The sequence below is a fragment of the Pseudomonas aegrilactucae genome (assembly GCF_019168305.1).
In the GTDB taxonomy this organism is placed as follows: Bacteria; Pseudomonadota; Gammaproteobacteria; order Pseudomonadales; family Pseudomonadaceae; genus Aquipseudomonas; species Aquipseudomonas aegrilactucae.
Window position 1 is genome coordinate 20,926 of record NZ_JAHTBI010000056.1, and the last position, 21,580, is coordinate 42,505.

Here is a 21,580-nt window from a genome sequence, read left to right on the forward strand (position 1 = left end):
TTTGCCGGCGGATGTAGGCAAGATGGGCCCATGCATGTCAGACAGGAAGTACATTGTGAGCCGTACTGATGAAGCCTTCGTTGTCGTAGAAACCGCCGAGCAAGCCGTCGATCGTCTGGCGGCGTTGCACGCGTGCGCCACTGCCGCCCTTAGCCAGGCGCTCAAGCGTTACCTCAAGGACCGTACCGAGCCGGATGCCGCTGAGCGTGCGCAGTTTCGCTACCCCGAACTGCGCCTGACCTACCAGTACCAGGGCGAGGTGCCGGTGATCACCCGCGCTTATGCCAAGGTACAACTGCCGGGCACCTACAGCATCACCGTGACCCAGCCGGCGGCCTTTCGCGGCTACCTGCTCGAGCAGCTCGGGCCGCTGATGCGAGACTTCACCGTGATGGTCGAGGTGGGCCTGAGCGAACAGAATATTCCCTACCCCTATGTGGTCGAGCAGGGTGATGAGCTGGCCGGCACCGGCATCACCGCCGCCGCGCTGGCGCGGGTATTCCCCAGTACCGACCTGTCGGCGGCCACCGACGGCATTGCCGACGGCCTGTACGACTGGGCCAATGTCGACCCGCTGCCGCTGGCGCTGTTCGACGCGGCGCGAGTCGACTTCTCGCTGCGCCGGCTGGTGCACTATACCGGCAGCGACTGGCGGCATGTGCAGCCGTGGATCCTGCTGACCAACTACCACCGCTACGTCGACCAGTTCATCACCCATGGCCTGGAGCAACTGCGCGAAGACCCGCGTTTCGTGCGTATGGTGCTGCCCGGCAACGTGGTGATCGAAAAGGCCATGGACAACGGCGAGGCCCAGGCGCTGGTGGCCGGGGTGGTGTGGCACCGTTACCAGATGCCGGCCTATCACCTGATCGCCGCCGACGGCCATGGCATTACCCTGGTCAACATCGGCGTGGGCCCCTCCAACGCCAAGAACATCACCGACCACCTGGCGGTGCTGCGCCCGCACTGCTGGCTGATGATCGGCCACTGCGGCGGCCTGCGTCAGTCGCAGACCATTGGCGACTACGTGCTGGCCCACGCCTACATGCGCCGCGACGGCATTCTCGACCGCGTCCTGCCCCCCAACATCCCGATCCCGGCACTGGCCGAGGTGCAGTTGGCCTTGCAGGAGGCTGCGGCACAGGTCACCGGTGAACGTGGCGACGAGCTGAAAAAACGCCTGCGCACCGGTACCGTGCTGACCTATGACGACCGCAACTGGGAGCTGCGCTGGGCTCAGGAGCGACCGCTGATCAACCTGTCCCGTGCCGTGGCCGTGGACATGGAAAGCGGCACCATTGCGGCCCAGGGCTATCGCCTGCGCGTCCCGTACGGCACGCTGCTGTGCGTGTCGGACAAGCCGCTGCACAGCGAGATCAAGTTGCCGGGGGCGGCCAACGCCTTCTACAACCGGGCGGTCAGCCAGCACCTGAAGATCGGTATCGCCGCACTCGACCTGCTGCGCACCGAACTCAATGCGCTGCACTCGCGTAAACTGCGCAGTTTCGACGAGCCGCCGTTCCGCTGAGGCCCCATGCCGTTACCCCCACGTTCCAAGCCGCGCCCTGGCGCGGCCAAACCCGCCGGCCCGCGTCGCCCGCCCAAGACACCGCCGGCCGAGCCGAAGCTGATCCTGTTCAACAAGCCGTTCGACGTACTGACCCAGTTCAGCGACGGCGAGGGCCGCGCCACGCTCAAGGACTTCATCGCCATTCCCGGCGTGTACCCGGCCGGGCGCCTGGATCGCGACAGCGAAGGCCTGTTGCTGCTGACCAATGACGGCCAGTTGCAGGCGCGCATCGCCGATCCCAGGCACAAGCTGCCCAAGACCTACTGGGTGCAGGTAGAGGGTGAACCGAGCGAAGCACAGTTGCAGCGCCTGCGTGAGGGCGTGGAACTGAACGATGGCATGACCTTGCCGGCCGAGGCGCGCCAGCTCGACGAGCCTGAGCTGTGGCCACGCAACCCGCCGGTACGCTTTCGCAAGAGTATCCCGACCGCCTGGCTGGAACTGGTGATCAGGGAAGGGCGCAACCGCCAGGTGCGGCGCATGACGGCCGCCGTCGGCCTGCCGACCCTGCGCCTGGTGCGCGTGCGGATCGGCGACTGGAGCCTTGACGGGCTGGCGCAGGGCCAGTGGCGCGAAGTGCCGGCACGGCGCTAGACGCCTTCGATGTAGCCGATGACCACGCTTTTGATGACGAAGGCGAGGATGCCCAGGCCCAGCACGAAAAACAGGATGAAGGTGCCGAACTTGCCGGCCTTGGATTTTTTCGCCAGGTCCCAGACGATAAAACCCATGAAACCAATCAGGAGGGTGACCAGGATGGTCATCATCCATTCTTCGAACAACGCAGGATCCATCGATCTTCTCCGGCAGGTTGAAGCGCGCCAGTATACGCCCGCCCTCCGGTGCTGACTAACGCAGGTGCGTGAGCGGCATTTCGGTGCTGGCCAGTACCTGGTTGAGCACAAAGCTGGAGCGTACGCTGGTGACGCCTTCGATACGGGTCAGGTGGCCGAGCAGCAGCTTCTGGTAATGGTCCATGTCGGGCACCACCACCTTGAGCTGGTAGTCGGCATCCATCCCGGTGACCAGGCTGCATTCAAGCACCTGGGGCAGGCCGCGAATCGCCGCCTCGAAGGTCTCGAAGCGCTCGGGGGTGTGCCGGTCCATGCCGATCAGTACATAGGCGGTCAGGCTCAGGCCGAGCTTCTTGCGGTCGAGCAGAGCCACCTGGCGCGAGATGTAGCCATCGTCCTCAAGCTGTTTGACCCGCCGCGAACAGGGTGAGGGTGACAGGCCGATGCGCTCGGCCAGTTCCTGGTTGGAGATGCGCGCATCGCGCTGCAGTTCGGCAAGAATGCTCAGGTCATAGCGGTCAAGCTTGCTCATGGATGAAGCCTTTTCTGTTTCGATTGCGGTGGATTATCAATCTTTAGTTAAAAATTGCGCAAGTGCTGTTTTGTTGAGCAATTTTAGCAATCCTCTGTCGTGCGACTTTCTTATTATGGTCAACAGAATCACTGCCCGGACAGATGTCCACGGCGGCGCCCCAATCAGGGGCGCTGCGGCCAGCAACCCCACCGGGTTGTGCTTGGCCCCCGGGCTGCACACTGTCCACCAGACGGCGTGAGGTGAGCAGGCGCCACAAGCGCCGAGCAAGGACGAAATTCTCGAAGGGTGGCCTCAGGGTCACCCTTTTTTGTTGCCTGTGATTTTTCATCGAGCTGGCGATACTGCGTTGCAAACGGCCTGATAAAGTGAAGGCCAACCGCGAGCGGGAGAGTAACGCATGAAGTCGCGCATCTGGCAGTTGGCAGGTGTTGGTTTGCTTTGTTTGAGCCTGAATGTGCAGGCGCTGGGTGATCGCCATGGTCCACAGCAGGACCCCAATGGCGGGGAGCGTGCGCCGGCGTCTTCGCCACTGAATTCGCGCCCCGACGAGGTGCAGCAGACCCAGCCGCCACGCCAGGGTTATTACCGTGATGTACCACGGCGCAACGACGGCAATCAGCATTGGCAAGCCGGCGGGCCCGGCCAGCGGCCGGGCAATGGTAATGGTCACGGCAATGGCAATGGCTGGGGCCCAGGGCCGCAGTATCGGCCGGGGCACACCATCGACCGCTTCCCCGACCCGTACCGGCGCGTGCCGTATCGCGGTCACGACTATTACTACTCCGGCGGCTATTGGTATCAGCCGCAGGGGCCACGTTATGTGGTGGTGGCGCCGCCTTACGGGGTGCGGGTGAACTACCTGCCCGACTATGCGCGGCAGGTGTGGGTGGGCAGTGCGTTGTTCTTCCTGGCCGCCGGCACCTACTACCAGTACCAGGAGGACAGCCGTGAGTACGTGGTGGTGAACCCGCCGGTGGCCAGTGCCCCGGTGCAGCAGGGCAGCGGCTATGACGTGATTGCCTACCCGGCCTACGGGCAGACGCCGCAGCAGGTCGAGCAGGACCGTTACCAGTGCCATCGCTGGGCGGTGGAGCAGACCGGGTTTGATCCGGCCGCAGCGACCTATGCACCGCCGGCGCAGGTGGCGGACAGCTACCGCAGGGCGTTGGGCGCGTGCTTGAGCGGGCGCGGTTACAGCGTCAACTGACGATCAACAGCTTCGCTGGCTTGCCAGCGAAGAGGCCCTTGGTTACCCCACCGGGTCGGCATGCACCAGCACTTCGGCCTTGGGATACGCGCGGTGAATCGCCGCTGCTGCTGCATCGCACAACCCGTGCGCCTCGGTCAGTGGCATCGCCCCCGGCAATTCCAGGTGCACCTGCACGAACCAGTGGTTGCCCGACACCCGAGTACGCAGGTCATGTGCACCCACCACCCCGGGCACGCTGCAGGCCAGGGCCAGCATCTGCTCGCTCACGTCGCCGGGCAGTTCCTTGTCCATCAGGATCGCCGCGCTTTCACGGGCGATCTGCAGTGCGCTCCACAGGATGTACAACGCGATCCCCAGCCCGAAGAACGCATCCAACTGCGGCCAGCCAAATCGCGCCAGCACCAGCGCCAGCAGAATGCTGGCGTTGAGCAGCAGGTCGGAGCGGTAGTGCAGCGAGTCCGCACGCACTGCCGTGGAGCCCGTGATGCGTACCACCCGCGCCTGCAACAGCAGCAATGCCACGGTCAGCGCCAGCGACAGCAGCATGACCACGATACCCAGCGTTGCATCGCCCAGCGGCTGCGGGGTCTGCACGCGTTCCAGCGCCTGTGCCCCGATCAGCACCGCGCTCACGCCGATGAACAGCGCTTGCGCCATACCGGCCAGCGCCTCGGCCTTGCCGTGTCCATAGCGGTGATCGTCGTCGGCCGGGCGCAGCGCGTAGCGCACCGCCAGCAGGTTGAGAAACGAGGCCACGCCGTCGAGCAGCGAGTCGGTCAGCCCGGCCAGCAGGCTCACCGAGCCGCTGAACCACCAGGCGATCGCCTTGCTCACGATCAGGATGGCGGCCACCGCCAGCGAGGCGCTGGTGGCCAGGCGCAGCAGGCGGGCGTGTTCTGCGCGGGTGTGCATCACGCCGCCGGCTTGAGGCCGTACATCGCCAGTTGCTCGACACTGCCCTTGTGCTGGATCAGGCGTGGGTCGTTGAGCGGCAGGCGCTGGCCCAGTTCGCTTTCCAGGATGGCCTGCAGGCGCGCATTGTCGACCTTGCCGTCGGCACCGATGGCCTGTTGCAGCGACTGCGGGTCGACCTGAGCGGTGGTGCCGCCAGGCAGATAGATGGCGCCAGTGGCGAAGTCGATGCCGAACGCGATCAGCCCCGGGATGACATAGAACAGGATGCCAATGGCATCCAGCGCGACGATGACCGGGTCCACCTTGCCTTCGATCTGGCCGCGGCGGTCGGGGTAGAACAGGGTGCCGCAGGCGCTCAGCTGGGTCAGCAGGGTAGCGACCAGAGCGCCGCCGATGACACGTGAAGGAATACGCATGTGAATCTCCGCAAAGAAGGCCGCAACGATACCGGCAAAATGCCGGGGCATGCGGGTAAGACCATGATAAGTCAGGCAGGGTTCGCCGTTATACTCGGCCGACTGTTCGAGGGCTACCATGAATTCATTACCGATCGATGCCGTATTGCCCGCCTTGCGCACGGCGTTGCAGCAACGTCACGAGGCCGTGCTCGAGGCGCCGCCCGGCGCCGGCAAGACCACCCGTGTGCCGCTGGCCCTGCTCGACGCGCCGTGGCTGGCCGGGCAGCGCATCCTGATGCTCGAGCCTCGCCGATTGGCTGCACGTGCCGCTGCCGAGCGCCTGGCCAGCGAGCTTGGCGAGGCGGTGGGCGAAACCGTGGGCTACCGCATACGGCTGGACAGCAAGGTCGGCCCGCGCACCCGCATCGAAGTGGTCACCGAAGGTATCCTCACCCGGCGCCTGCAGGACGACCCGGCGCTGGAGGGGGTCGGGCTGCTGATCTTCGACGAGTTTCACGAGCGCAGCCTGGATGCCGACCTGGCCCTGGCCCTGAGCCTCAATGGTCGCGAACTGCTACGTGACGAGCCACCGCTGAAAATCCTGCTGATGTCCGCCACCCTGGAAGGCGAGCGCCTGTCTGCGCTGCTTGACGATGCGCCGGTGATCAGCAGCGAAGGGCGCATGTACCCGGTGCAGATGCGCTGGGGGCGGCCGTTTCAGCCGGGTGAATTCATCGAGCCGCGCGTGGTGGATAGCGTGCTGCAGGCGTTGGCCGACGAGGCCGGCAGCCTGTTGGTGTTCCTGCCCGGCCAGGCGGAGATTCGCCGCGTGCATCACTCGCTTCAGGACGCGCTTGGCGATCGTCGCGACATTCTGTTGTGTCCCTTGCATGGCGAACTCGACCTCAGTGCCCAGCGTGCCGCGATCGAAGCGCCGGCCAAGGGCCTGCGCAAGGTGGTGCTGGCCACCAACATCGCTGAGACCAGCCTGACCATCGACGGCGTGCGGGTGGTGATCGACGCCGGGCTTGCGCGCGTGCCGCGCTTCGACCCCGGCAGTGGCATGACCCGCCTGGACACCCAGCGCATTTCGCGCGCCAGTGCCACGCAACGGGCCGGGCGCGCCGGGCGCCTGGAGCCGGGGGTGTGCTACCGGCTGTGGTCCGAAGCCCAGCATGAGCAACTGGCCGCCTACGCCAGTGCCGAAATCCTGCAGGCGGACCTCGCCGGGCTGGCGCTGCAATTGACCCGCTGGGGCGTGACCCCGGCGCAGTTGAGCTGGCTCGACCTGCCGCCTGCCGCCGCCTACGCCCAGGCCCAGGATCTGCTGCTGCGCCTGGGTGCGCTCAAGGCGGGGCAGTTGCTGGCCCTGACCGAGCATGGCCAGGCGATGGCCGAATTGCCGGCCCATCCGCGTATCGCGCACCTGCTGCTGCGCGGCCAGGACCTGGGGCTGGCCGCGATGGCGTGTGACGTGGCGGCCTTGCTGGGTGAACGCGATATCCTGCGCGGTGGCGGCGCCGACCTGCACAGCCGTCTCAGCCTGCTGGCCGGTGAAACCCGGGGGGCACGCGGCGGCCAGGGCGGGGTACAGCGTGCGCGCCAGCTTGCACGCCAATACCGCAGTTACCTGCGCGGCAAACCGACTTCGGCGGTGGCCGAGCCGCAGCATGAACGCTGGCTGGGGGCGCTGCTGGCGCTGGCCTATCCTGACCGGGTCGCGCAGCAGCGCCGTGCCGGTGGCGCCGAGTACCGTCTGGCCAATGGCCGGGCGGCGTTGTTCGGTGAGGCCGACGCCCTGATGAAGTCACCCTGGCTGGTGATCGCCGACCTGGGCAGCCGCCAGGGCCAGCGGGAAGAGCGTATCTACCTGGCCGCCGAATTCGATCCGGCGCTGTTCGACGGTGTGCTGGCCGAGCAGGTGCGCACGGTCGAGCAACTGGACTGGGACGAGCGTGAAAACGTGTTGCGTGCCGAGCGCCAGCGCAAGGTCGGCGAGCTGGTGCTCAGCCGCGAGCCGTTGACCGGGCTGGATGAAGAAGCGCGTGCCCGCGCGCTGCTTGAGCTGGTGCGTCGCAAGGGCCTGGAACTGTTGTCATGGACCGCGGAGCTGCGCCAATGGCAGGCCCGGGTGGCCTTGCTGCGCCAGCTTGACCTGGCCGCCGGCGGAGCAAGCGAATGGCCGGACCTGAGCGATGCCGCGTTGTTGGCAAGCCTTGGCGACTGGCTGCAGCCCTATCTGGGCAAGGTCACCCGTCTCAGCCATTTCGCCCAGCTGGACCTGTCGTCGATACTGCGCAACCGGCTGCCCTGGCCGTTGCCGCAGCGCCTGGACGAGTGGGCACCGGCGCACCTGAGCGTGCCGTCGGGGTCGAACGTGCGGCTGGACTACAGTGAAACCCCGCCGATCCTCGCGGTACGCCTGCAGGAACTGTTCGGCCTGGCCGAAACCCCGCGCATTGCCCAGGGCCGCCAGCAGGTGCTGCTGCACTTGCTGTCACCGGCGCGGCGCCCGGTACAGGTCACCCAGGACCTGGCCAACTTCTGGCGCAGTACCTATGCCGAGGTGAAGAAAGACCTCAAGGGTCGCTACCCCAAGCATTACTGGCCGGACGACCCGCTGGTGGCCGAGGCCACCGCACGGGTCAAACCGCGCAAGTGACCTACGGCGGCGTCGGCAACAGCAGGCGCACGCTCAGCGGCAGGTGGTCGGAGATCTGCAAGGTGTCCTGTTGCAGCACCCGCGCACCCAGGCGCTGCAGCTTGGGGCTGTGGAACAGGTAGTCGAGGGTGCGGTCCGGGCCCTCGAGTCGCGGATCGTTGGGGTAGTGGGTCAGCCAGGCGCTGCGCTCGGCGCCACCCGCCTCGGCATTGCTGGGGATCATCGGGTACTTGTCCCACAGCAGGTGCAGGTCGCTGTCGGCAGCATAGTGCTGGCGCTGGGCCGGGTTCAGGCGGCGGTACTGGCCCAGCGGCAACAGGTTGAAGTCACCGCCGATCAACCACGGCGTGCCTTGGCTTTCCAACGTGTCGAGCAGGTCGCTCAGGTGCTGAACCTGCTGGCGCTGCACATCACCGCCGGGGATGTACGGTGCGAGGTGGGTGTTGAGTACCGCCAGGTGGCCGCCATCGCGCAGCGGCAGGTAACTGGCCAGTACCGCCTGTTGCGGCTGCAGCAGGCGGCTCAGTGCATTGTCTGGCGCGGAAGGCAGGGCCAGGCGCTCGGCCTGCTTGATCGGGTAGCGGCTCAGGGTCGCCAGGCCGCGCCCGGCACTGCCGAACACATGCCAGTCGGGGACAAAGTCGGCCTTCCAGTCATAGGCCTGCGCAGCGCAGGGGTAGAGATCGACCAGGCGCTCGCGCAGCAGCGCCAGCTGGTCCTGATAGGCACTGGCCTTGGCATCGGTATCGAGTTCCTGCAGCAGCACGATGTCGGGGTTGTCGGCGCGGATCACCCGCGCCACCTCGTCGAGGTTGAAGGCCAGGTCCTGCTCGGTGGGGCGGGTGTCGCTACCCTGGCCTTCGTCGTACCAGAACACGTACCCCTTGCCAGCCAGGTACTGGATGTTCCAGCTCATGACCTTGAGCGCCTGCCCCGGCACCAGCGTTGGTGCCGGGCCGCGACAGGCCACCGGCAGCGCCTCGCGCGGTTCGGGTTGCCAGCCCAGTTGGTCGGCCAGCAGCCACAGCAGGGCGAATATCAACAGCAGTAGCAGCAGGGCGTTGCGCAGTAGTCGGATCATCGGCTCGGCTTGGCTTCGCAGGTGAGCTGCGAGCATACCCGAGCCGTTCGTCGCGTGCTCGCTTCAGCGTTCGGCGCGTTGCAGGGCGGGGTCGGTGACCAGCATGAACAGGCGGAAACTGACCAGGGTACTGAATAGCGTCAGGAAGCCATTGAGGCAGTCAACCAGCACACTCAGCAACGCGGTCGGGTTCTCGCCCAGCAGGCTCTGCAGCAGCGCACTGATCAGCCACAGCGGCAACATCACGCCGATGATGCACACCAGGATCTGCCAGAAATGCCCTTTGCAGAGCACGAAACTCTGGCGAATCGCAGCCAACGGCTGCAGCCCGCGCAGTACCAGCAGGTACTCGGCGAACACCAGGTTGACCATGACCCAGATGCCCGGCAGCACCAGCAGGCTGATACCGGCCATGATCATCAGCATGCAGATGATCACCAGCAGCGCGAACGAGGGCCACAGGCGCAGGGACGTGGCCAGCAGGTCCCGCTTGCGTGGTTCCTCGCCCTGGCTGCGGGCGTCCATGTAGAGAATCAACGCGCCGCTGTAGAGCGGATAGAAGATCAGCCCCAGCAGTACGCTGTAGGCCAGCGTGCTGGGCTGTTCGCCCAACTGGACATAGAGCACATGCCCCAACAGCGTTTCGAGAACCACCAGCGGCAGGCACAGCTTGGCGATGCTGAGCAGGTGGCTACGGAAGAAGTACAGGGAGTCTTGCAGAACACTGAGCGGATTCATCGGTCGATATCGCAGTAAAAGAGCAGGCCGCTACTTTAGCCCAGTGACATAACCTGAACAAAGTTTCATGCCATGGGTGCATTGAATCACCGATGCTTGAACCCCATCTTGCGTACACCCGAATTCCCCGGCTATCCAGTGAGGTCGCCCCATGAACCACGAAGAGCAAACCCTGATCGACGGCCTGTTCGGTCGCCTGCAGCAAGCCGAGCGTGAAGGTGCGCCACGTGATGCGCTGGCCCAGGCGCGCATCGCCGAGCACCTGCAGCAGCAGGCCTCGGCGCCGTACTACATGGCCCAGGCCATCCTGGTGCAGGAAGCGGCGATCAAGCGCCTGGACGAGCAGAACAGGCAGTTGCAGGGCGAACTGGCCCAGGCTCGTGCCCAGACGGCGAGCGCACCGAGCGGTGGCGGCTTTCTGTCGAGCATCTTCGGCGGTGCTGCCCGTCAACCCGAGCCGCAACGCCAAGTGCAAGCGTCCTTCAACCAGGCCCCGGCGCCGCGTGCGGCGAGCACGGGGGGTGGCTGGCGTGAGCCGTCCAGCGGCCTCAATGGCCCGGGCGTCGCGCCCCAGCAGCAGGGCTTCAATGCAGCGCCACAAGCCGCGCCGGCCCGCGGCGGCGCCAGCAGTTTCCTCGGCGGTGCCTTGCAGACCGCGGCCGGTGTGGCCGGCGGGGTGATGCTGGCGCAGGGCATCAGCAGCCTGTTCAACCATAATGCCGCGCAGCCGCAGGAAGTCACCGAGGTGATCAACGAGGCACCGGCACCGGTCAGCGACAGCGGCTGGGGCGGCAACGAGGAACAGCGCCTGACCGCCGACAACGGAGGTTACAGCCAGGACCAGGGTGGCTTCACGAATACCGATTACGCCGATGAGGGGGGTGGCTTCTTCTCCGACGACGACTCCTTCGTCTGACCGCGTGCATACCCGTGCAGCCGCGAGGCTGGCATACTGGGCGCCGAAACGGCCCCGGTATGCGCGGCCGGCCCCTGGCGTGACGAGGAAGTGCGGTGAAGAAGATTGCGGTGTTCGCCGATGTCCAGAACCTCTATTACACCGTGCGCCAGGCCTACGGTTGCCACTTCAACTACGCCGCCTTCTGGGCTGACGTCAGCCAGCGCGGCGAGATCGTCGAGGCGGTGGCCTATGCCATCGACCGCGGCGACAGCAAGCAGCAGCAGTTCCAGCAGATCCTGCGCAACCTCGGTTTCACCGTCAAACTCAAGCCGTACATCCAGCGCAGCGACGGCTCGGCCAAGGGCGACTGGGACGTCGGCATCACCCTGGATGTGATCGACGCCGCCTCGCGGGTCGACGAAGTGGTGCTGGCCTCCGGCGACGGCGACTTCGACCTGCTGCTGGAGCGGGTGATCAACCGCCACGGCGCCGAAGCGGTGGCCTATGGCGTGCCGGGGCTGACCGCCAATTCGCTGATCCGCGCTGCCAGCCGCTATGTGCCGATCGATGGCGCACTTTTGCTCAAGCACTGAGTTCATCCCGAGGTTTTTTGTGGAACGTATTGCCGTCATCGACTTTGAAACCACCGGCATCTCGCCGGGTGCCTACTGCCGCGCCACCGAAGTGGCGGTGGTGATGCTGGAGCGTGGGCGTATCGTCGATCGCTACCAGAGCCTGATGAATGCCGGCGTGCCGGTACCGGCGTTCGTCGCCGGCCTCACCGGCATCACCACCGCGATGCTGCGCAGCGCACCGGCCAATGCCCAGGTGATGAACGAGGTCGCCGGCTTCGTCGGCAGTACGCCGCTGCTGGCGCACAACGCCTCGTTCGACCAGAAGTTCTGGGACTATGAACTGGGCCTGATCGGCCGTTCACGGGTGCAGTCGTTCGCCTGCTCGATGCTGCTGTCACGCCGCCTTCTGCCGGCGGCACCGAACCACAAGCTCGGTACCCTGACGCGCTGGGCCGGCCTGCCGGACACCGGCACCGCGCACCGGGCCATGGCCGATGCCGAGATGGCGGCCAACCTGGCCCAGCACCTGGCCGGCGAGCTGCGCCAGCGCCATGGCATCAGCGAGGTCTCCCACCCGCTGTTCTGCAGCCTGCAGAAAGTCCCCGCGGCGAAAATCGCCGAAACCCTCAAGCGCTACCGCTAGGCTTTCTTGCCATTGCCCTCCAGCTGACCGAGCGGTACCCGCCGTTCGACTGCACTGGACAGGATGATCGAGGTCTTGCTGAAGCCGAACTGCGCCACGCGGTTGATCAGCTCTTCAAGTTCAGGCATCGAACCCACGGCGGCTTGCATGATCACGCAAGGGTCGCCCGTCACGCGGTGGCACTCGGTGAGCTGCGGGATGCGCGTCAGGTCTTCATAGGCTTGCTGGTTGCCGTGGCTGGTCAGGCGCAGTTCGATCACGCACTGGATCGGCAGGCCGATCTTGCTCATGTCGACCTTGGCCTGGTAGCCGGTGATGACCCCGCTGGCTTCAAGCTTGGCGACCCGCTCGGCCACGGCCGGTGCCGACAGGTTGACCTTGCGCGCAAGCTCGGCGAACGACGCTCGGCCGTTGTCCAGCAGCGCGGCGAGGAGGGTGCGATCGTACTTGTCCATACAGGGTTGCTCCTGGCTTTTGAATCCATGGCGGAACTGGAAAACATCCGTTTTTTCGAAAGTATGCCACCGCGATAAACAGGCTTTGTAACTTAAAATTGCACGTTCAGCTTTCTAAACTATCGCCACACAATCATAAGCTCGAGCCTCCCATGCCTGCCCCCCGTCGCGTTCCGTTGGTGCTGATCGGTGCCTTCCTGGCCCTCTACCTGGTATGGGGGTCGACCTATCTGGTGATTCGTATCGGCGTGGAGTCGTGGCCGCCGCTGCTGATGGCCGGTGTGCGCTTTGTGCTGGCCGGCGGCCTGCTGTACGGGTTCCTGCGCTGGCGCGGCGTGCCGGCGCCGACCTGGGCGCAGTGGAAGGCAGCGGGGCTGATCGGTGTGTTGTTGCTCAGTTGCGGCAACGGTGGCGTCACGGTGGCCGAGCATGCCGGTGTGGCCTCTGGGGTGGCGGCGTTGGCGGTCGCGACGGTGCCGTTGTTCACCTTGCTGTTCGGGCTGTTCTTCGGGCACCGCAACACCCGTCTGGAGTGGGCCGGCATCGGTCTGGGCCTGCTGGGGATCGCGTTGCTCAACCTGGGTTCGAACCTGCAGGCCAGCCCGCTGGGGGCGGCACTGATCCTGTTTGCCGCAGCGTCGTGGGCATTCGGCTCGGTCTGGAGCAAGAGCCTGCCGCTGCCGGCAGGGCCGATGGCCAGCGCTGCCGAGATGCTGGTGGGGGGCGCGGTACTGCTGCTGGGCAGTGCCCTCAGTGGTGAACGCATGACCCATGCGCCGACCGCCGCGGGCTGGGGGGCGTTGCTCTACCTGGTGTTCTTCGGCTCCATCCTGGCCTTCAGCGCCTACATGTACCTGCTCAAGCATGTGCGCCCTGCAGCCGCTACCAGTTATGCCTATGTGAACCCGGCGGTGGCGGTACTGCTGGGCATCGTGTTCGCCGGCGAGCAGATCGGTGTCGAGGAGTGCCTGGCGATGGCGGTGATTATCGGCGCGGTGGTGTTGATCGGACTCCCGCAATGGCGCAAGGTGCCAGCCAGCGTGGCCACCCCGGTCGACGCCTTGAGGGGTGAGTTGTCCAAGTGAAGCGGCGTATTACCATGGCCGGCGTGTTGGCTGGCGTGTTGTCCGGTTGCAACGAGCAGGAGGTGGGCCTGAGTTTTCAGGTGTCGGTGATCGACCCTTACACCTATGGCCATGTGGACGTCTACTACGACGAGGCGGTACGTAGCCTGCTGGCCGAGCAGCAGATCGACCCGGCCCAGGTGCAACTGTGGGCCGATGAGGATAACCCGTGGGTGGTGAACCTGCGCCTGCCGGGCGACACCTTGACCCCGGTGCGGCGCGAGGCCTTGCAGGCAACGGTCGACGCCGTGCAGGCGGCGCGCCAGGCGGTTACCGGCAACGTCACGCTGACCCTCGCGGATCGACCGGACGAACCGATCGCGCTGCGCCTGGCCTTCCCCAACGATATCGCGATCAAGAGTGACACCACGCTCAGTGAAGCGCTGCGCTCGCTGACCGAGAACACGGCGCGTGCCCGGGTCGATTGCCGGGTGCCGGTCAGGCTCAGGGCCAACCTGCCTTTTGAAGTGCTCGACTACCGCCAGGGCGTGATGACCCTGCGCACCCCGGACCAGAAACTCAGGCGTACGCCGGTGCGTCTGGAGTTCGCCGATGGCGGGTTGCGCAATCAGGTGGGGCGCGGGCAGGTGACGGTCAGTTTCAGCCGCGACAAGGACCGCGACCACATGATCTTCGAATTGGGGTCGCTGGGCATGCAGAGCTGGACGCCGATGTCGGCGCGCGATTCGAGCCTGAACGAGATCTATGGCCTGTGCCGTTCACGCGCCACCCAGCTGGGGCGGCCGCTGTCGCTGTTTGTCGGCAATGGCCTGGACCGCCTGACGTACCTGTACCTGCCGCCCGCCGATTGAAGCTCGGTGAAGCAGCGCCGAACAGGGTAAACTTGCGCCATTGCTGAAATCCCCTGACGGTATTGCCATGACATTCGCCAAACTTGGCCTGATTGAACCCTTGCTGCGCGCGCTCGACACCCTCAAGTACACCACGCCGACCCCGGTGCAGGCTGCGGCGATCCCGGCCGTGCTGGCTGGCCGCGACCTGATGGCCGCCGCGCAGACCGGCACCGGCAAGACCGCCGGTTTTGCCTTGCCGCTGTTGCAGCGCCTGGTGATGGAAGGCGAAAAGGTCGCGAGCAATTCGGTGCGTGCGCTGGTGCTGGTACCGACTCGCGAGCTGGCCGAGCAGGTGCACGCGAACATCGCCGAGTATGCCGAGCACCTGCCGCTGCGCACCTACGCGGTGTACGGCGGGGTGAGCATCAACCCGCAGATGATGAAGCTGCGCAAGGGCATCGACCTGCTGGTGGCAACGCCGGGGCGCCTGCTCGACCTGTTTCGCCAGAACGCGGTGAAGTTTTCGCAGTTGCAGGCGCTGGTGCTCGATGAAGCCGACCGCATGCTCGACCTGGGCTTTGCCGAAGAGCTGCGTTCGATCTACGCGGCGTTGCCGGTCAAGCGCCAGACGCTGCTGTTTTCGGCGACCTTCTCCGACGAGATTCGCCTGATGGCCGGGCAGATGCTCAATGACCCGCTCAGTGTCGAGGTCAGCCCGCGCAACGTGGCGGCCAGCAGCGTCAAGCAGTGGGTTGTGCCTGTGGATAAAAAGCGCAAGCCTGAACTGTTCATGCACCTGCTGCGCAAGCAGCGCTGGAAGCAGGTGCTGGTGTTCGCCAAGACCCGCAATGGCGTGGACGCGCTGGTGGAGCGCTTGCAGGCGCAGGGCGTGAACGCCGACGGCATCCACGGTGATCGCCCGCAAGCCACGCGTCAGCGTGCGCTGGACAGCTTCAAGGCGCGTGAAATCCAGATCCTGGTGGCCACCGATGTGGCGGCGCGCGGGCTGGATATCGATGACTTGCCGCTGGTGGTCAACTTCGACCTGCCGATCGTGGCCGAGGACTACATCCACCGTATCGGGCGTACCGGGCGAGCTGGCAACACCGGCGAGGCGATTTCGCTGGTGTGCGCCGACGAGGTGAACATGCTGTCGGCGATCGAGATGCTCACGCGCAAGACTTTGCCGCGCCATGAAGAGCCGGACTTCGTGCCAGAGCACCGTGTGCCCGAGACCGATGCCAGCGGGCAGGTGGTGAAGAAGCCGAAGAAGCCTAAAAAGCCCAAGCAGAGCGGCAGCAAGGGCAGCCTGGGGCGTTGGACCGACAGCGGTGATGCGCCAGCAGCGGCGCCGCAGGTCAAGCCGGTGCGCAAGGTGCCGACCTTCAATACCGGGCCGCGCAAGCGCAAGCCTTGAAATAGCTAGGGGCTGCGCTGCAGCCCCTTCGCTGGCAAGCCAGCTCCCACAGAGTTCTGCGGCGCACATAGAACCTGTGGGAGCTGGCTTGCCAGCGAAGGGCTCAGCGTCGCAACCACTCCAGCACCCCCAATCCCGCCTGCCGCCCGCTCGCAAAACACGCCGTGAGCAGATACCCCCCGGTGGGCGCCTCCCAGTCGAGCATCTCGCCCGCACAGAACACCCCTGGCACCTGGCGCAGCATCAAGCCCTGGTCCAGCGCTTCAAACTTCACCCCACCCGCACTGCTGATCGCCTCATCCAGTGGGCGAGGGCGCACCAGTTCGATCGGCAAGGTCTTGATCGCTGCCGCCAATCGCGCCGGGTCTGCGAATACCTCAGGGCCGGTCAGCTCGCGTAGCAATGCCGCCTTCACGCCTTCCAGCCCCAACTGGCCTTGCAGGTGCCTGGCCATCGAACGTGAACCGCGCGGCTTGCGCAGTGCAGCCTCGATCTTGTCCACAGGCTTGCTCGGCAACAGGTCCAGCAACACGGTGGCCGCGCCCTCGCGGTTGATGGCTTCACGAATCTGCGCCGACCAGGCATACACCAGGCTGCCTTCCACGCCACGTTCGGTGAGCACGAATTCACCCGCACGCGGACTATGCCCGGCCAGGCTCAGGGCGATGTTCTTCAACGGCGCGCCAGCGAACTTGCTCGTCAGCAGCTCGCTCCAGCCCGCCACCTCAAAGCCGCTGTTGGCCGGCTGCAGCGGCGCGACATCCACACCGCGCGCCTGCAGCCATGGCAGCCAGGCGGCGTCAGAACCCAGCCGGGCCCAGCTGCCGCCGCCCAATGCGAGTACCACGGCATCGGCCTGCACGCTCAATTCGCCCTGTGGATAAGCCAGCCGCAGTGCACCGTCGGCGTTCCAGCCCAGCCAACGATGGCGGGTGTGGATAACTACGCCGGCATCGCGCAGGCGCTTGAGCCAGGCGCGCAGCAGCGGGGCGGCCTTCATGTCGGTGGGGAACACCCTGCCGGATGTACCGACGAAGGTGTCGATGCCCAGGCCGTGTATCCACTGGCGCAATGTTGTGGCATCGAACCCCTCCAGCAGTGCCGCAATCTCGTCAGCGCGTTCGGCGTAGCGCGAGATGAAGGCCGGGTACGCCTCGGAATGGGTGATGTTCATGCCGCCCACGCCGGCCAGCAGGAACTTGCGCCCCACCGACGGCATGGCGTCGTACAGGTCGACCTTCGCGCCCGCCTGGCTGAGCACCTCGGCGGCCATCAGGCCGGCCGGCCCGCCTCCGATAATGGCAACGTGGGGGGCGGCGTTTGGGCGGGTGTCGGTCATGGGCGGCTGCAGGCTGGGGATAAAGAGCCGGCATTCTACCCGACGCAGGCCCGTGCAGGCACTGTACAAAAAACACTCAGTGTTCTACAGGGCCCGCATTCAAAGGGCTGGAAGGGCTTGCGCGCAGGTTATCCACAGGCGGTTCCACAGTCATTGTGGGTAATTGAGTACCCGTTGCGCACTGTGGTGCAGGATGCCGTGGCGCCGTGCCAGGGCCTGGCGGTCCTTGCTGTAGCCGCCGCCGATCACGCCCACCACCGGGATGTCGCGGCCCAGGCAATGGCGCAGCACGGCTTCGTCGCGCGCGGCGACACCGGCGTCGGTCAGTTGCAGGTAGCCCAGCGCGTCGTCCTTGTGCACGTCGACGCCGGCGTCGTACAGCACCAGGTCGGGTTGATAGAGCGCCAGCAGGTAGTTGAGCGCATCGTCCACCACCTTCAGGTACGCCGCGTCGCCCATGCCGCGTGGCAGCGGGATGTCCCAGTCGCTCTGCGCCTTGCGCGCGGGGAAGTTCTGTTCGCAGTGCAGCGATACGGTGATGGCGTCCGGGGTGTCGTGCAGGATGCGCGCGGTGCCGTCGCCCTGGTGCACATCGCAGTCGAAGATCAGCACCCGGTGCACGCGCCCGGCTTCGAGCAGGTAGCGGCTGATGACGGCCAGGTCGTTGAAGATGCAGAAGCCGGCCGGGTGATCGTAATGGGCATGGTGGGTGCCGCCGGCCAGGTGGCAGGCGATGCCCTGCTGCAAGGCCTGCTCGGCGGCCAGCAGCGAGCCGCCGACCGCGCGCACCGTGCGCCGGGCCAGCGCTTCGCTCCAGGGCAGGCCGAGGCGGCGCTGGTCTTCGCGGCTGAGCTCGCCGTTCATGTAGCGCTCGATGTAGCCGCGATCATGCGCCAGCGCGAGGATGTCGTTGGGGCAGATCTCGGGGCGCAGCAAGGCCGCGTCGGTGGTCAGGCCGCTGTCGACCAGGTGATCGCGCAGCAGGCGGAACTTGTCCATCGGGAAGCGGTGCTCGGCAGGGAAATCCGGGCTGTAGTCGTCGTGGTAGATCAGGGGCAGGTGCATGGCAGCTTCTAACCGGGGCAAGCCTCGATCTTGCCAGTTGCTGCCTGCCGCGCGCCAGCGTTCTACACTGGCGGCAGGATTGAGGAGCAGGCGATGACCCCGATACTGGAAATGGAGAGCGCGCGGCTGCGGCTGCGCCAGTGGCAGGACGATGACCTCACCGAGTTTGCCGCCCTGTGCGCCGACCCGCAGGTGATGCAGTATTTTCCAGCAGCGTTGAGCCGGGTCGAGGCCGCTGCCCTGATTGGCCGCATTCGTGGTCATTTTGCCGAGTACGGTTTCGGCCTGTGGGCACTCGAGCGCCAGGACTCGGGCGCGTTCATCGGCATGACCGGGCTGCTGCATGTGGGCTTCGATGCTGCCTTCACCCCCGCAGTGGAAATCGGCTGGCGCCTGGCGCGCCGTCACTGGGGCCAGGGCTTTGCCAGCGAGGCCGCCTGGACCTGCCTGCGCTGTGCGTTCGCCCAGCTGGGCCTGGATGAGGTGGTGTCGTTCACCACCCAGGGCAACCTGGCGTCGCAGAAGGTGATGCAGGCGATCGGCATGCACCCCGACCCGCTGGGCGACTTCGAACACCCGCGGCTGGAGCCTGGCCACCCGCTGCGCCCACACGTGCTGTACCGCATCAGCCGCGCCCAATGGCAGGCCACCCTACGTGGCTGAATCGCAGAACATACAGGCCGCCAATGGCAAACCCTGTATTATTTGCGCCCTGGGCCTTGCTTTGGAGAATCTCGAATGAGCCACGTGTTGGACGACCTGGTCGACCTGTTGAGTCTGGAAGCGATCGAGGAAAACCTCTTTCGCGGACGTAGCCAGGACCTGGGCTTTCGCCAGCTGTATGGCGGTCAGGTATTGGGCCAGTCGCTGTCGGCGGCCAGCCAGACGGTAGAAGAGGCGCGTCATGTGCATTCGCTGCACGGCTACTTCCTGCGCCCGGGCGACGCGTCGATGCCGGTGGTGTATTCGGTGGACCGCGTGCGCGATGGCGGCAGTTTCAGCACCCGGCGGGTGACGGCGATCCAGAAGGGTCAGCCGATCTTCACCTGCAGCGCGTCGTTCCAGTACGACGAAGAGGGCTTCGAGCACCAGGGCCAGATGCCGCAGGTGGTCGGCCCCGACAACCTGCCGTCGGAGGTGGAACTGGCCCAGCGCATGGCCGACCAGTTGCCCGAGCACATCCGTGACAAGCTGCTGTGCGCCAAGCCGATCGAAGTGCGCCCGGTGACCGAGAAAGACCCGTTCAACCCCAAGCCGGGCGATCCGGTGAAGTACGTGTGGTTTCGCGCCGACGGCAACCTGCCCGACTCCCAGGCGCTGCACAAGTACATGCTGGCCTACGCCTCGGACTTTGGCCTGCTGACCACCGCGCTGATGCCCCATGGCAAGTCGGTGTGGCACCGCGACATGCAGCTGGCCAGCCTGGACCATGCCCTGTGGTTCCACGGCAACCTGCGCGCCGACGACTGGCTGCTGTACGCCATGGACAGCCCATGGGCGGGCAATGCGCGCGGGTTCTCGCGCGGCAGCATTTTCAACCGTGCCGGGCAACTGGTGGCCTCGTCGTGCCAGGAAGGGCTGATCCGTCAGCGCAAGGACTGGGCATGAGCCTGCAGCAGATCCGTCACTGGGTGTTCGACATGGACGGTACGCTGACAGTGGCCGTGCATGATTTCGCGGCGATTCGCGTTGCGCTGGACATCCCTGCACAGGACGACATCCTCACCCACCTGGCGGCGTTGCCGGCGGCAGAGGCTGCGGCCAAGCATACCTGGCTGCTGGCGCACGAACGCGAGCTGGCAGTGGCTTCGCAAGCGGCGCCGGGCGCGGTGGCGCTGGTGCGGGAACTGGCCGCGCGGGGTTGCCGGCTGGGCATCCTCACGCGCAATGCGCGCGAGCTGGCGCATGTGACGCTGGAAGCCATCGGGCTGGCGGACTGCTTCCCGGTACAGGACATCATCGGCCGTGACGAGGCGCCGCCCAAGCCGCACCCGGGTGGGTTGCTGCACCTGGCCCAGGCGTGGGACGTGGCACCGGCCGAGATGGTAATGGTCGGCGATTATCGCTTCGACCTGGACTGCGGCCGTGCGGCGGGTGCGCGTACGGTGCTGGTGAACCTGCCCGATAACCCGTGGCCGCAGTTGGTGGATTGGCATGCGGCGGATTGTGGCGTATTGCAGGCGATGTTGGAGCGCTGAAGCCGTGGCGCCCTGATCGGGCTAAATGGCCGTCATCGTGGTTTGCTGGCGGATTGTGCACGTGCTGGTGCTTGACCTGTGGCGGGCGTAGGCAAAGACTGGTCGACCCTTCATTTGCATGAGCGAGGCGCGTCCCATGAGCCACAAGGCCATTTACGTTCAACCCGGCGGTGGTTACGACAAGGTGCTGGTGGGCACGTGCGAAGCGGCGGCGCCACAGGCGGGCCAGATCACGGTGCGCGTGCGCGCCAGCTCGCTCAACTACCATGACTTTGCTGTGGTCAGTGGCATGTGGGGGCCGGCGGTGCCGCGCATCCCGATGGCCGATGGCGCCGGTGAGGTGGTGGCAGTGGGCGCCGGGGTGACCGAGTTCGCCGTGGGTGATGCGGTGGTCAGTACCTTCTTCCCGGACTGGCTGGATGGCGAGCCGCTGATCGAAGGCTTTGCCACCGTGCCGGGTGATGGCGTCGACGGCTATGCCCGCGAGCAGGTGACCGCCCGCGCTACTTCGTTTACCCATGCCCCCAAGGGGTGGAGCCACGCAGAAGCGGCCACCCTGACCACCGCAGGCGTTACCGCCTGGCGCGCATTGATGGCCGACGACGCGCTCAAACCGGGCGATACGGTATTGGTGCAGGGCACGGGCGGGGTGTCGATCTTTGCCCTGCAATTGGCCAAGCTGGCAGGCGCCACGGTGATTGCCACGTCGTCCAGCGATGCCAAGCTCGAGCGCCTCAAGGCGCTGGGTGCCGACCACCTGATCAACTACCGCACCACCCCCGCCTGGGGCGAGAAGGTACGTGCCCTGACCGGCAATCGCGGGGTGGACCACGTGATCGAAGTGGGTGGCCCGGCCACGCTGGAGCAATCGATGATCGCGGCGCGTATCGGCGGGCACATTTCGCTGATCGGCATTCTGACCGGCGTAGCAGGGGAGCTGCCGCTGGTGCAGGCGCTGGTGCGTCAGTTGCGTCTGCAAGGGGTACTGGTGGGCAGCCGCGCCCAGCAGCAGGCACTGGTGCGCGCCATCGATGCCAATGGGCTGCGCCCGGTGATCGACAAGCACTTTGGCCTGGAGCAGATCGCCGAGGCGTTCCGCTATCAGGAGACCAATCAGCATTTCGGCAAGATCGTGCTGGATATCTGAGGTACACCACACACAACAAAGC

The 21,580-nt window shown here is 65.9% G+C and carries 23 protein-coding genes; 14 read left to right on the top strand and 9 right to left on the bottom strand.

The genetic code is table 11. The annotated features are described in order from the left end of the window. Window positions 1-22 precede the first annotated feature (22 nt). Window positions 23-1,528, top strand: coding sequence for an AMP nucleosidase (amn, locus tag KUO17_RS16675; protein ID WP_425274869.1), 1,506 nt, complete (start codon window positions 23-25; stop codon window positions 1,526-1,528). A 6-nt stretch (window positions 1,529-1,534) separates the two neighbouring features. After that, window positions 1,535-2,164 carry a pseudouridine synthase gene (locus tag KUO17_RS16680; RefSeq protein WP_255263629.1) on the top strand — a complete coding sequence of 210 codons (630 nt, stop codon included), beginning with the start codon at window positions 1,535-1,537 and terminating at the stop codon, window positions 2,162-2,164. Here KUO17_RS16680 and KUO17_RS16685 read toward each other — a convergent pair. Together KUO17_RS16685 and KUO17_RS16690 are read right to left on the bottom strand one after the other, a co-directional pair. After that, entirely contained in the window at window positions 2,161-2,364 is a 204-nt protein-coding gene (locus KUO17_RS16685) for a DUF2788 domain-containing protein (protein ID WP_163949688.1), read from the bottom strand. The two genes, KUO17_RS16680 and KUO17_RS16685, sit on opposite strands and share 4 nt — an antisense overlap. Before the next feature lie 55 nt (window positions 2,365-2,419). Further along, window positions 2,420-2,896 carry an Lrp/AsnC family transcriptional regulator gene (locus KUO17_RS16690; protein ID WP_163949685.1) on the bottom strand — a complete coding sequence of 159 codons (477 nt, stop codon included), beginning with the start codon at window positions 2,894-2,896 and terminating at the stop codon, window positions 2,420-2,422. Window positions 2,897-3,296: 400 nt separating this feature from the next. Between KUO17_RS16690 and KUO17_RS16695 the strand changes: the two genes are divergently transcribed. Next, window positions 3,297-4,106 (top strand): DUF6515 family protein, encoded by an 810-nt coding sequence (locus KUO17_RS16695; protein WP_217976642.1) that lies wholly within the window; start codon window positions 3,297-3,299, stop codon window positions 4,104-4,106. A 42-nt stretch (window positions 4,107-4,148) separates the two neighbouring features. Here KUO17_RS16695 and KUO17_RS16700 read toward each other — a convergent pair whose 3' ends face one another. Both KUO17_RS16700 and KUO17_RS16705 read right to left on the bottom strand, forming a co-directional pair. Beyond that, window positions 4,149-5,021 carry a cation diffusion facilitator family transporter gene (locus tag KUO17_RS16700; protein WP_217976643.1) on the bottom strand — a complete coding sequence of 291 codons (873 nt, stop codon included), beginning with the start codon at window positions 5,019-5,021 and terminating at the stop codon, window positions 4,149-4,151. Beyond that, on the bottom strand, window positions 5,021-5,440 hold the full coding sequence (locus KUO17_RS16705) for a polyribonucleotide nucleotidyltransferase (RefSeq protein WP_217976644.1): 420 nt from the start codon (window positions 5,438-5,440) through the stop codon (window positions 5,021-5,023). Before KUO17_RS16705 ends, KUO17_RS16700 begins: the two co-directional genes overlap by 1 nt. Window positions 5,441-5,558: 118 nt before the next feature. Between KUO17_RS16705 and hrpB the strand changes: the two genes are divergently transcribed. Beyond that, window positions 5,559-8,084, top strand: coding sequence for an ATP-dependent helicase HrpB (gene hrpB / locus KUO17_RS16710; RefSeq protein ID WP_217976645.1), 2,526 nt, complete (start codon window positions 5,559-5,561; stop codon window positions 8,082-8,084). A gap of 1 nt (window position 8,085) precedes the next feature. Here hrpB and KUO17_RS16715 read toward each other — a convergent pair whose 3' ends face one another. Further along, entirely contained in the window at window positions 8,086-9,165 is a 1,080-nt protein-coding gene (locus KUO17_RS16715) for an endonuclease/exonuclease/phosphatase family protein (RefSeq protein ID WP_217976646.1), read from the bottom strand. Window positions 9,166-9,228: 63 nt separating this feature from the next. Then, window positions 9,229-9,903, bottom strand: a complete 675-nt coding sequence (locus KUO17_RS16720) for a YciC family protein (protein WP_217976647.1) — start codon at window positions 9,901-9,903, stop codon at window positions 9,229-9,231. 151 nt (window positions 9,904-10,054) lie between these two features. Here KUO17_RS16720 and KUO17_RS16725 point away from each other — a divergent pair, with 151 nt between their 5' ends. From KUO17_RS16725 to KUO17_RS16735, 3 genes are all read left to right on the top strand, one after another. After that, window positions 10,055-10,819 (top strand): DUF2076 domain-containing protein, encoded by a 765-nt coding sequence (locus tag KUO17_RS16725; RefSeq protein ID WP_217976648.1) that lies wholly within the window; start codon window positions 10,055-10,057, stop codon window positions 10,817-10,819. A 95-nt stretch (window positions 10,820-10,914) separates the two neighbouring features. Then, window positions 10,915-11,394 (top strand): LabA-like NYN domain-containing protein, encoded by a 480-nt coding sequence (locus tag KUO17_RS16730; protein ID WP_217976649.1) that lies wholly within the window; start codon window positions 10,915-10,917, stop codon window positions 11,392-11,394. A 19-nt stretch (window positions 11,395-11,413) separates the two neighbouring features. Then, window positions 11,414-12,019 (top strand): 3'-5' exonuclease, encoded by a 606-nt coding sequence (locus KUO17_RS16735; RefSeq protein WP_217976650.1) that lies wholly within the window; start codon window positions 11,414-11,416, stop codon window positions 12,017-12,019. Here KUO17_RS16735 and KUO17_RS16740 read toward each other — a convergent pair. Next, the gene (locus KUO17_RS16740; protein WP_217976651.1) at window positions 12,016-12,474 is read right to left on the bottom strand and encodes an Lrp/AsnC family transcriptional regulator; all 459 of its coding nucleotides are present in this window, start codon (window positions 12,472-12,474) and stop codon (window positions 12,016-12,018) included. The genes KUO17_RS16735 and KUO17_RS16740 overlap by 4 nt on opposite strands. Window positions 12,475-12,626: 152 nt before the next feature. On the opposite strand from KUO17_RS16740, the gene yedA reads away from it, so the two are divergent. From yedA to rhlE1, 3 genes are all read left to right on the top strand, one after another. After that, complete coding sequence (gene yedA / locus KUO17_RS16745) at window positions 12,627-13,559, top strand: drug/metabolite exporter YedA (RefSeq protein WP_217976652.1); 933 nt, start codon at window positions 12,627-12,629, stop codon at window positions 13,557-13,559. Then, complete coding sequence (locus KUO17_RS16750) at window positions 13,556-14,410, top strand: hypothetical protein (protein WP_217976653.1); 855 nt, start codon at window positions 13,556-13,558, stop codon at window positions 14,408-14,410. Before yedA ends, KUO17_RS16750 begins: the two co-directional genes overlap by 4 nt. 67 nt (window positions 14,411-14,477) lie before the next feature. Further along, on the top strand, window positions 14,478-15,809 hold the full coding sequence (rhlE1, locus tag KUO17_RS16755) for an RNA helicase RhlE1 (protein ID WP_217976654.1): 1,332 nt from the start codon (window positions 14,478-14,480) through the stop codon (window positions 15,807-15,809). 103 nt (window positions 15,810-15,912) lie between these two features. On the opposite strand, the gene KUO17_RS16760 is transcribed toward rhlE1, so the two are convergent. Then, the gene (locus KUO17_RS16760) at window positions 15,913-17,148 is read right to left on the bottom strand and encodes a TIGR03862 family flavoprotein (protein WP_217976655.1); all 1,236 of its coding nucleotides are present in this window, start codon (window positions 17,146-17,148) and stop codon (window positions 15,913-15,915) included. 150 nt (window positions 17,149-17,298) lie between these two features. Continuing rightward, window positions 17,299-18,213 carry a histone deacetylase family protein gene (locus KUO17_RS16765; RefSeq protein WP_217976656.1) on the bottom strand — a complete coding sequence of 305 codons (915 nt, stop codon included), beginning with the start codon at window positions 18,211-18,213 and terminating at the stop codon, window positions 17,299-17,301. Window positions 18,214-18,306: 93 nt separating this feature from the next. Here KUO17_RS16765 and KUO17_RS16770 point away from each other — a divergent pair, with 93 nt between their 5' ends. The 4 genes from KUO17_RS16770 to KUO17_RS16785 all read left to right on the top strand — a co-directional run bounded on the left by KUO17_RS16770 (window position 18,307) and on the right by KUO17_RS16785 (window position 21,558). Further along, a complete protein-coding gene (locus KUO17_RS16770) occupies window positions 18,307-18,876 on the top strand; it encodes a GNAT family N-acetyltransferase (protein WP_217976657.1) in 570 nt (189 codons plus the stop codon). A 75-nt stretch (window positions 18,877-18,951) separates the two neighbouring features. Further along, window positions 18,952-19,821: an acyl-CoA thioesterase II gene (gene tesB, locus KUO17_RS16775; protein WP_217976658.1), complete on the top strand. Its 870-nt coding sequence runs from the start codon at window positions 18,952-18,954 to the stop codon at window positions 19,819-19,821. Beyond that, a complete protein-coding gene (locus KUO17_RS16780) occupies window positions 19,818-20,411 on the top strand; it encodes an HAD family hydrolase (RefSeq protein ID WP_217976659.1) in 594 nt (197 codons plus the stop codon). Before tesB ends, KUO17_RS16780 begins: the two co-directional genes overlap by 4 nt. A gap of 136 nt (window positions 20,412-20,547) precedes the next feature. Continuing rightward, window positions 20,548-21,558 (top strand): zinc-dependent alcohol dehydrogenase family protein, encoded by a 1,011-nt coding sequence (locus KUO17_RS16785; RefSeq protein ID WP_217976660.1) that lies wholly within the window; start codon window positions 20,548-20,550, stop codon window positions 21,556-21,558. Window positions 21,559-21,580: the final 22 nt, after the last annotated feature.

What these genes read in the sequence shown, in the direction of transcription:
- KUO17_RS16695 (WP_217976642.1), top strand. Translation starts at nt 3,297, where the DNA reads ATGAAGTCGCGCATCTGGCAGTTGGCAGGTGTTGGTTTGCTTTGTTTG.
- KUO17_RS16680 (WP_255263629.1), top strand. Translation starts at nt 1,535, where the DNA reads ATGCCGTTACCCCCACGTTCCAAGCCGCGCCCTGGCGCGGCCAAACCC.
- hrpB (WP_217976645.1), top strand. Translation starts at nt 5,559, where the DNA reads ATGAATTCATTACCGATCGATGCCGTATTGCCCGCCTTGCGCACGGCG.
- KUO17_RS16770 (WP_217976657.1), top strand. Translation starts at nt 18,307, where the DNA reads ATGACCCCGATACTGGAAATGGAGAGCGCGCGGCTGCGGCTGCGCCAG.
- yedA (WP_217976652.1), top strand. Translation starts at nt 12,627, where the DNA reads ATGCCTGCCCCCCGTCGCGTTCCGTTGGTGCTGATCGGTGCCTTCCTG.
- KUO17_RS16780 (WP_217976659.1), top strand. Translation starts at nt 19,818, where the DNA reads ATGAGCCTGCAGCAGATCCGTCACTGGGTGTTCGACATGGACGGTACG.
- KUO17_RS16740 (WP_217976651.1), bottom strand. Translation starts at nt 12,474, where the DNA reads ATGGACAAGTACGATCGCACCCTCCTCGCCGCGCTGCTGGACAACGGC.
- rhlE1 (WP_217976654.1), top strand. Translation starts at nt 14,478, where the DNA reads ATGACATTCGCCAAACTTGGCCTGATTGAACCCTTGCTGCGCGCGCTC.
- tesB (WP_217976658.1), top strand. Translation starts at nt 18,952, where the DNA reads ATGAGCCACGTGTTGGACGACCTGGTCGACCTGTTGAGTCTGGAAGCG.
- KUO17_RS16785 (WP_217976660.1), top strand. Translation starts at nt 20,548, where the DNA reads ATGAGCCACAAGGCCATTTACGTTCAACCCGGCGGTGGTTACGACAAG.
- KUO17_RS16725 (WP_217976648.1), top strand. Translation starts at nt 10,055, where the DNA reads ATGAACCACGAAGAGCAAACCCTGATCGACGGCCTGTTCGGTCGCCTG.
- KUO17_RS16685 (WP_163949688.1), bottom strand. Translation starts at nt 2,364, where the DNA reads ATGGATCCTGCGTTGTTCGAAGAATGGATGATGACCATCCTGGTCACC.
- KUO17_RS16700 (WP_217976643.1), bottom strand. Translation starts at nt 5,021, where the DNA reads ATGCACACCCGCGCAGAACACGCCCGCCTGCTGCGCCTGGCCACCAGC.
- KUO17_RS16765 (WP_217976656.1), bottom strand. Translation starts at nt 18,213, where the DNA reads ATGCACCTGCCCCTGATCTACCACGACGACTACAGCCCGGATTTCCCT.
- KUO17_RS16760 (WP_217976655.1), bottom strand. Translation starts at nt 17,148, where the DNA reads ATGACCGACACCCGCCCAAACGCCGCCCCCCACGTTGCCATTATCGGA.
- KUO17_RS16720 (WP_217976647.1), bottom strand. Translation starts at nt 9,903, where the DNA reads ATGAATCCGCTCAGTGTTCTGCAAGACTCCCTGTACTTCTTCCGTAGC.
- KUO17_RS16705 (WP_217976644.1), bottom strand. Translation starts at nt 5,440, where the DNA reads ATGCGTATTCCTTCACGTGTCATCGGCGGCGCTCTGGTCGCTACCCTG.
- KUO17_RS16715 (WP_217976646.1), bottom strand. Translation starts at nt 9,165, where the DNA reads ATGATCCGACTACTGCGCAACGCCCTGCTGCTACTGCTGTTGATATTC.
- amn (WP_425274869.1), top strand. Translation starts at nt 23, where the DNA reads ATGGGCCCATGCATGTCAGACAGGAAGTACATTGTGAGCCGTACTGAT.
- KUO17_RS16690 (WP_163949685.1), bottom strand. Translation starts at nt 2,896, where the DNA reads ATGAGCAAGCTTGACCGCTATGACCTGAGCATTCTTGCCGAACTGCAG.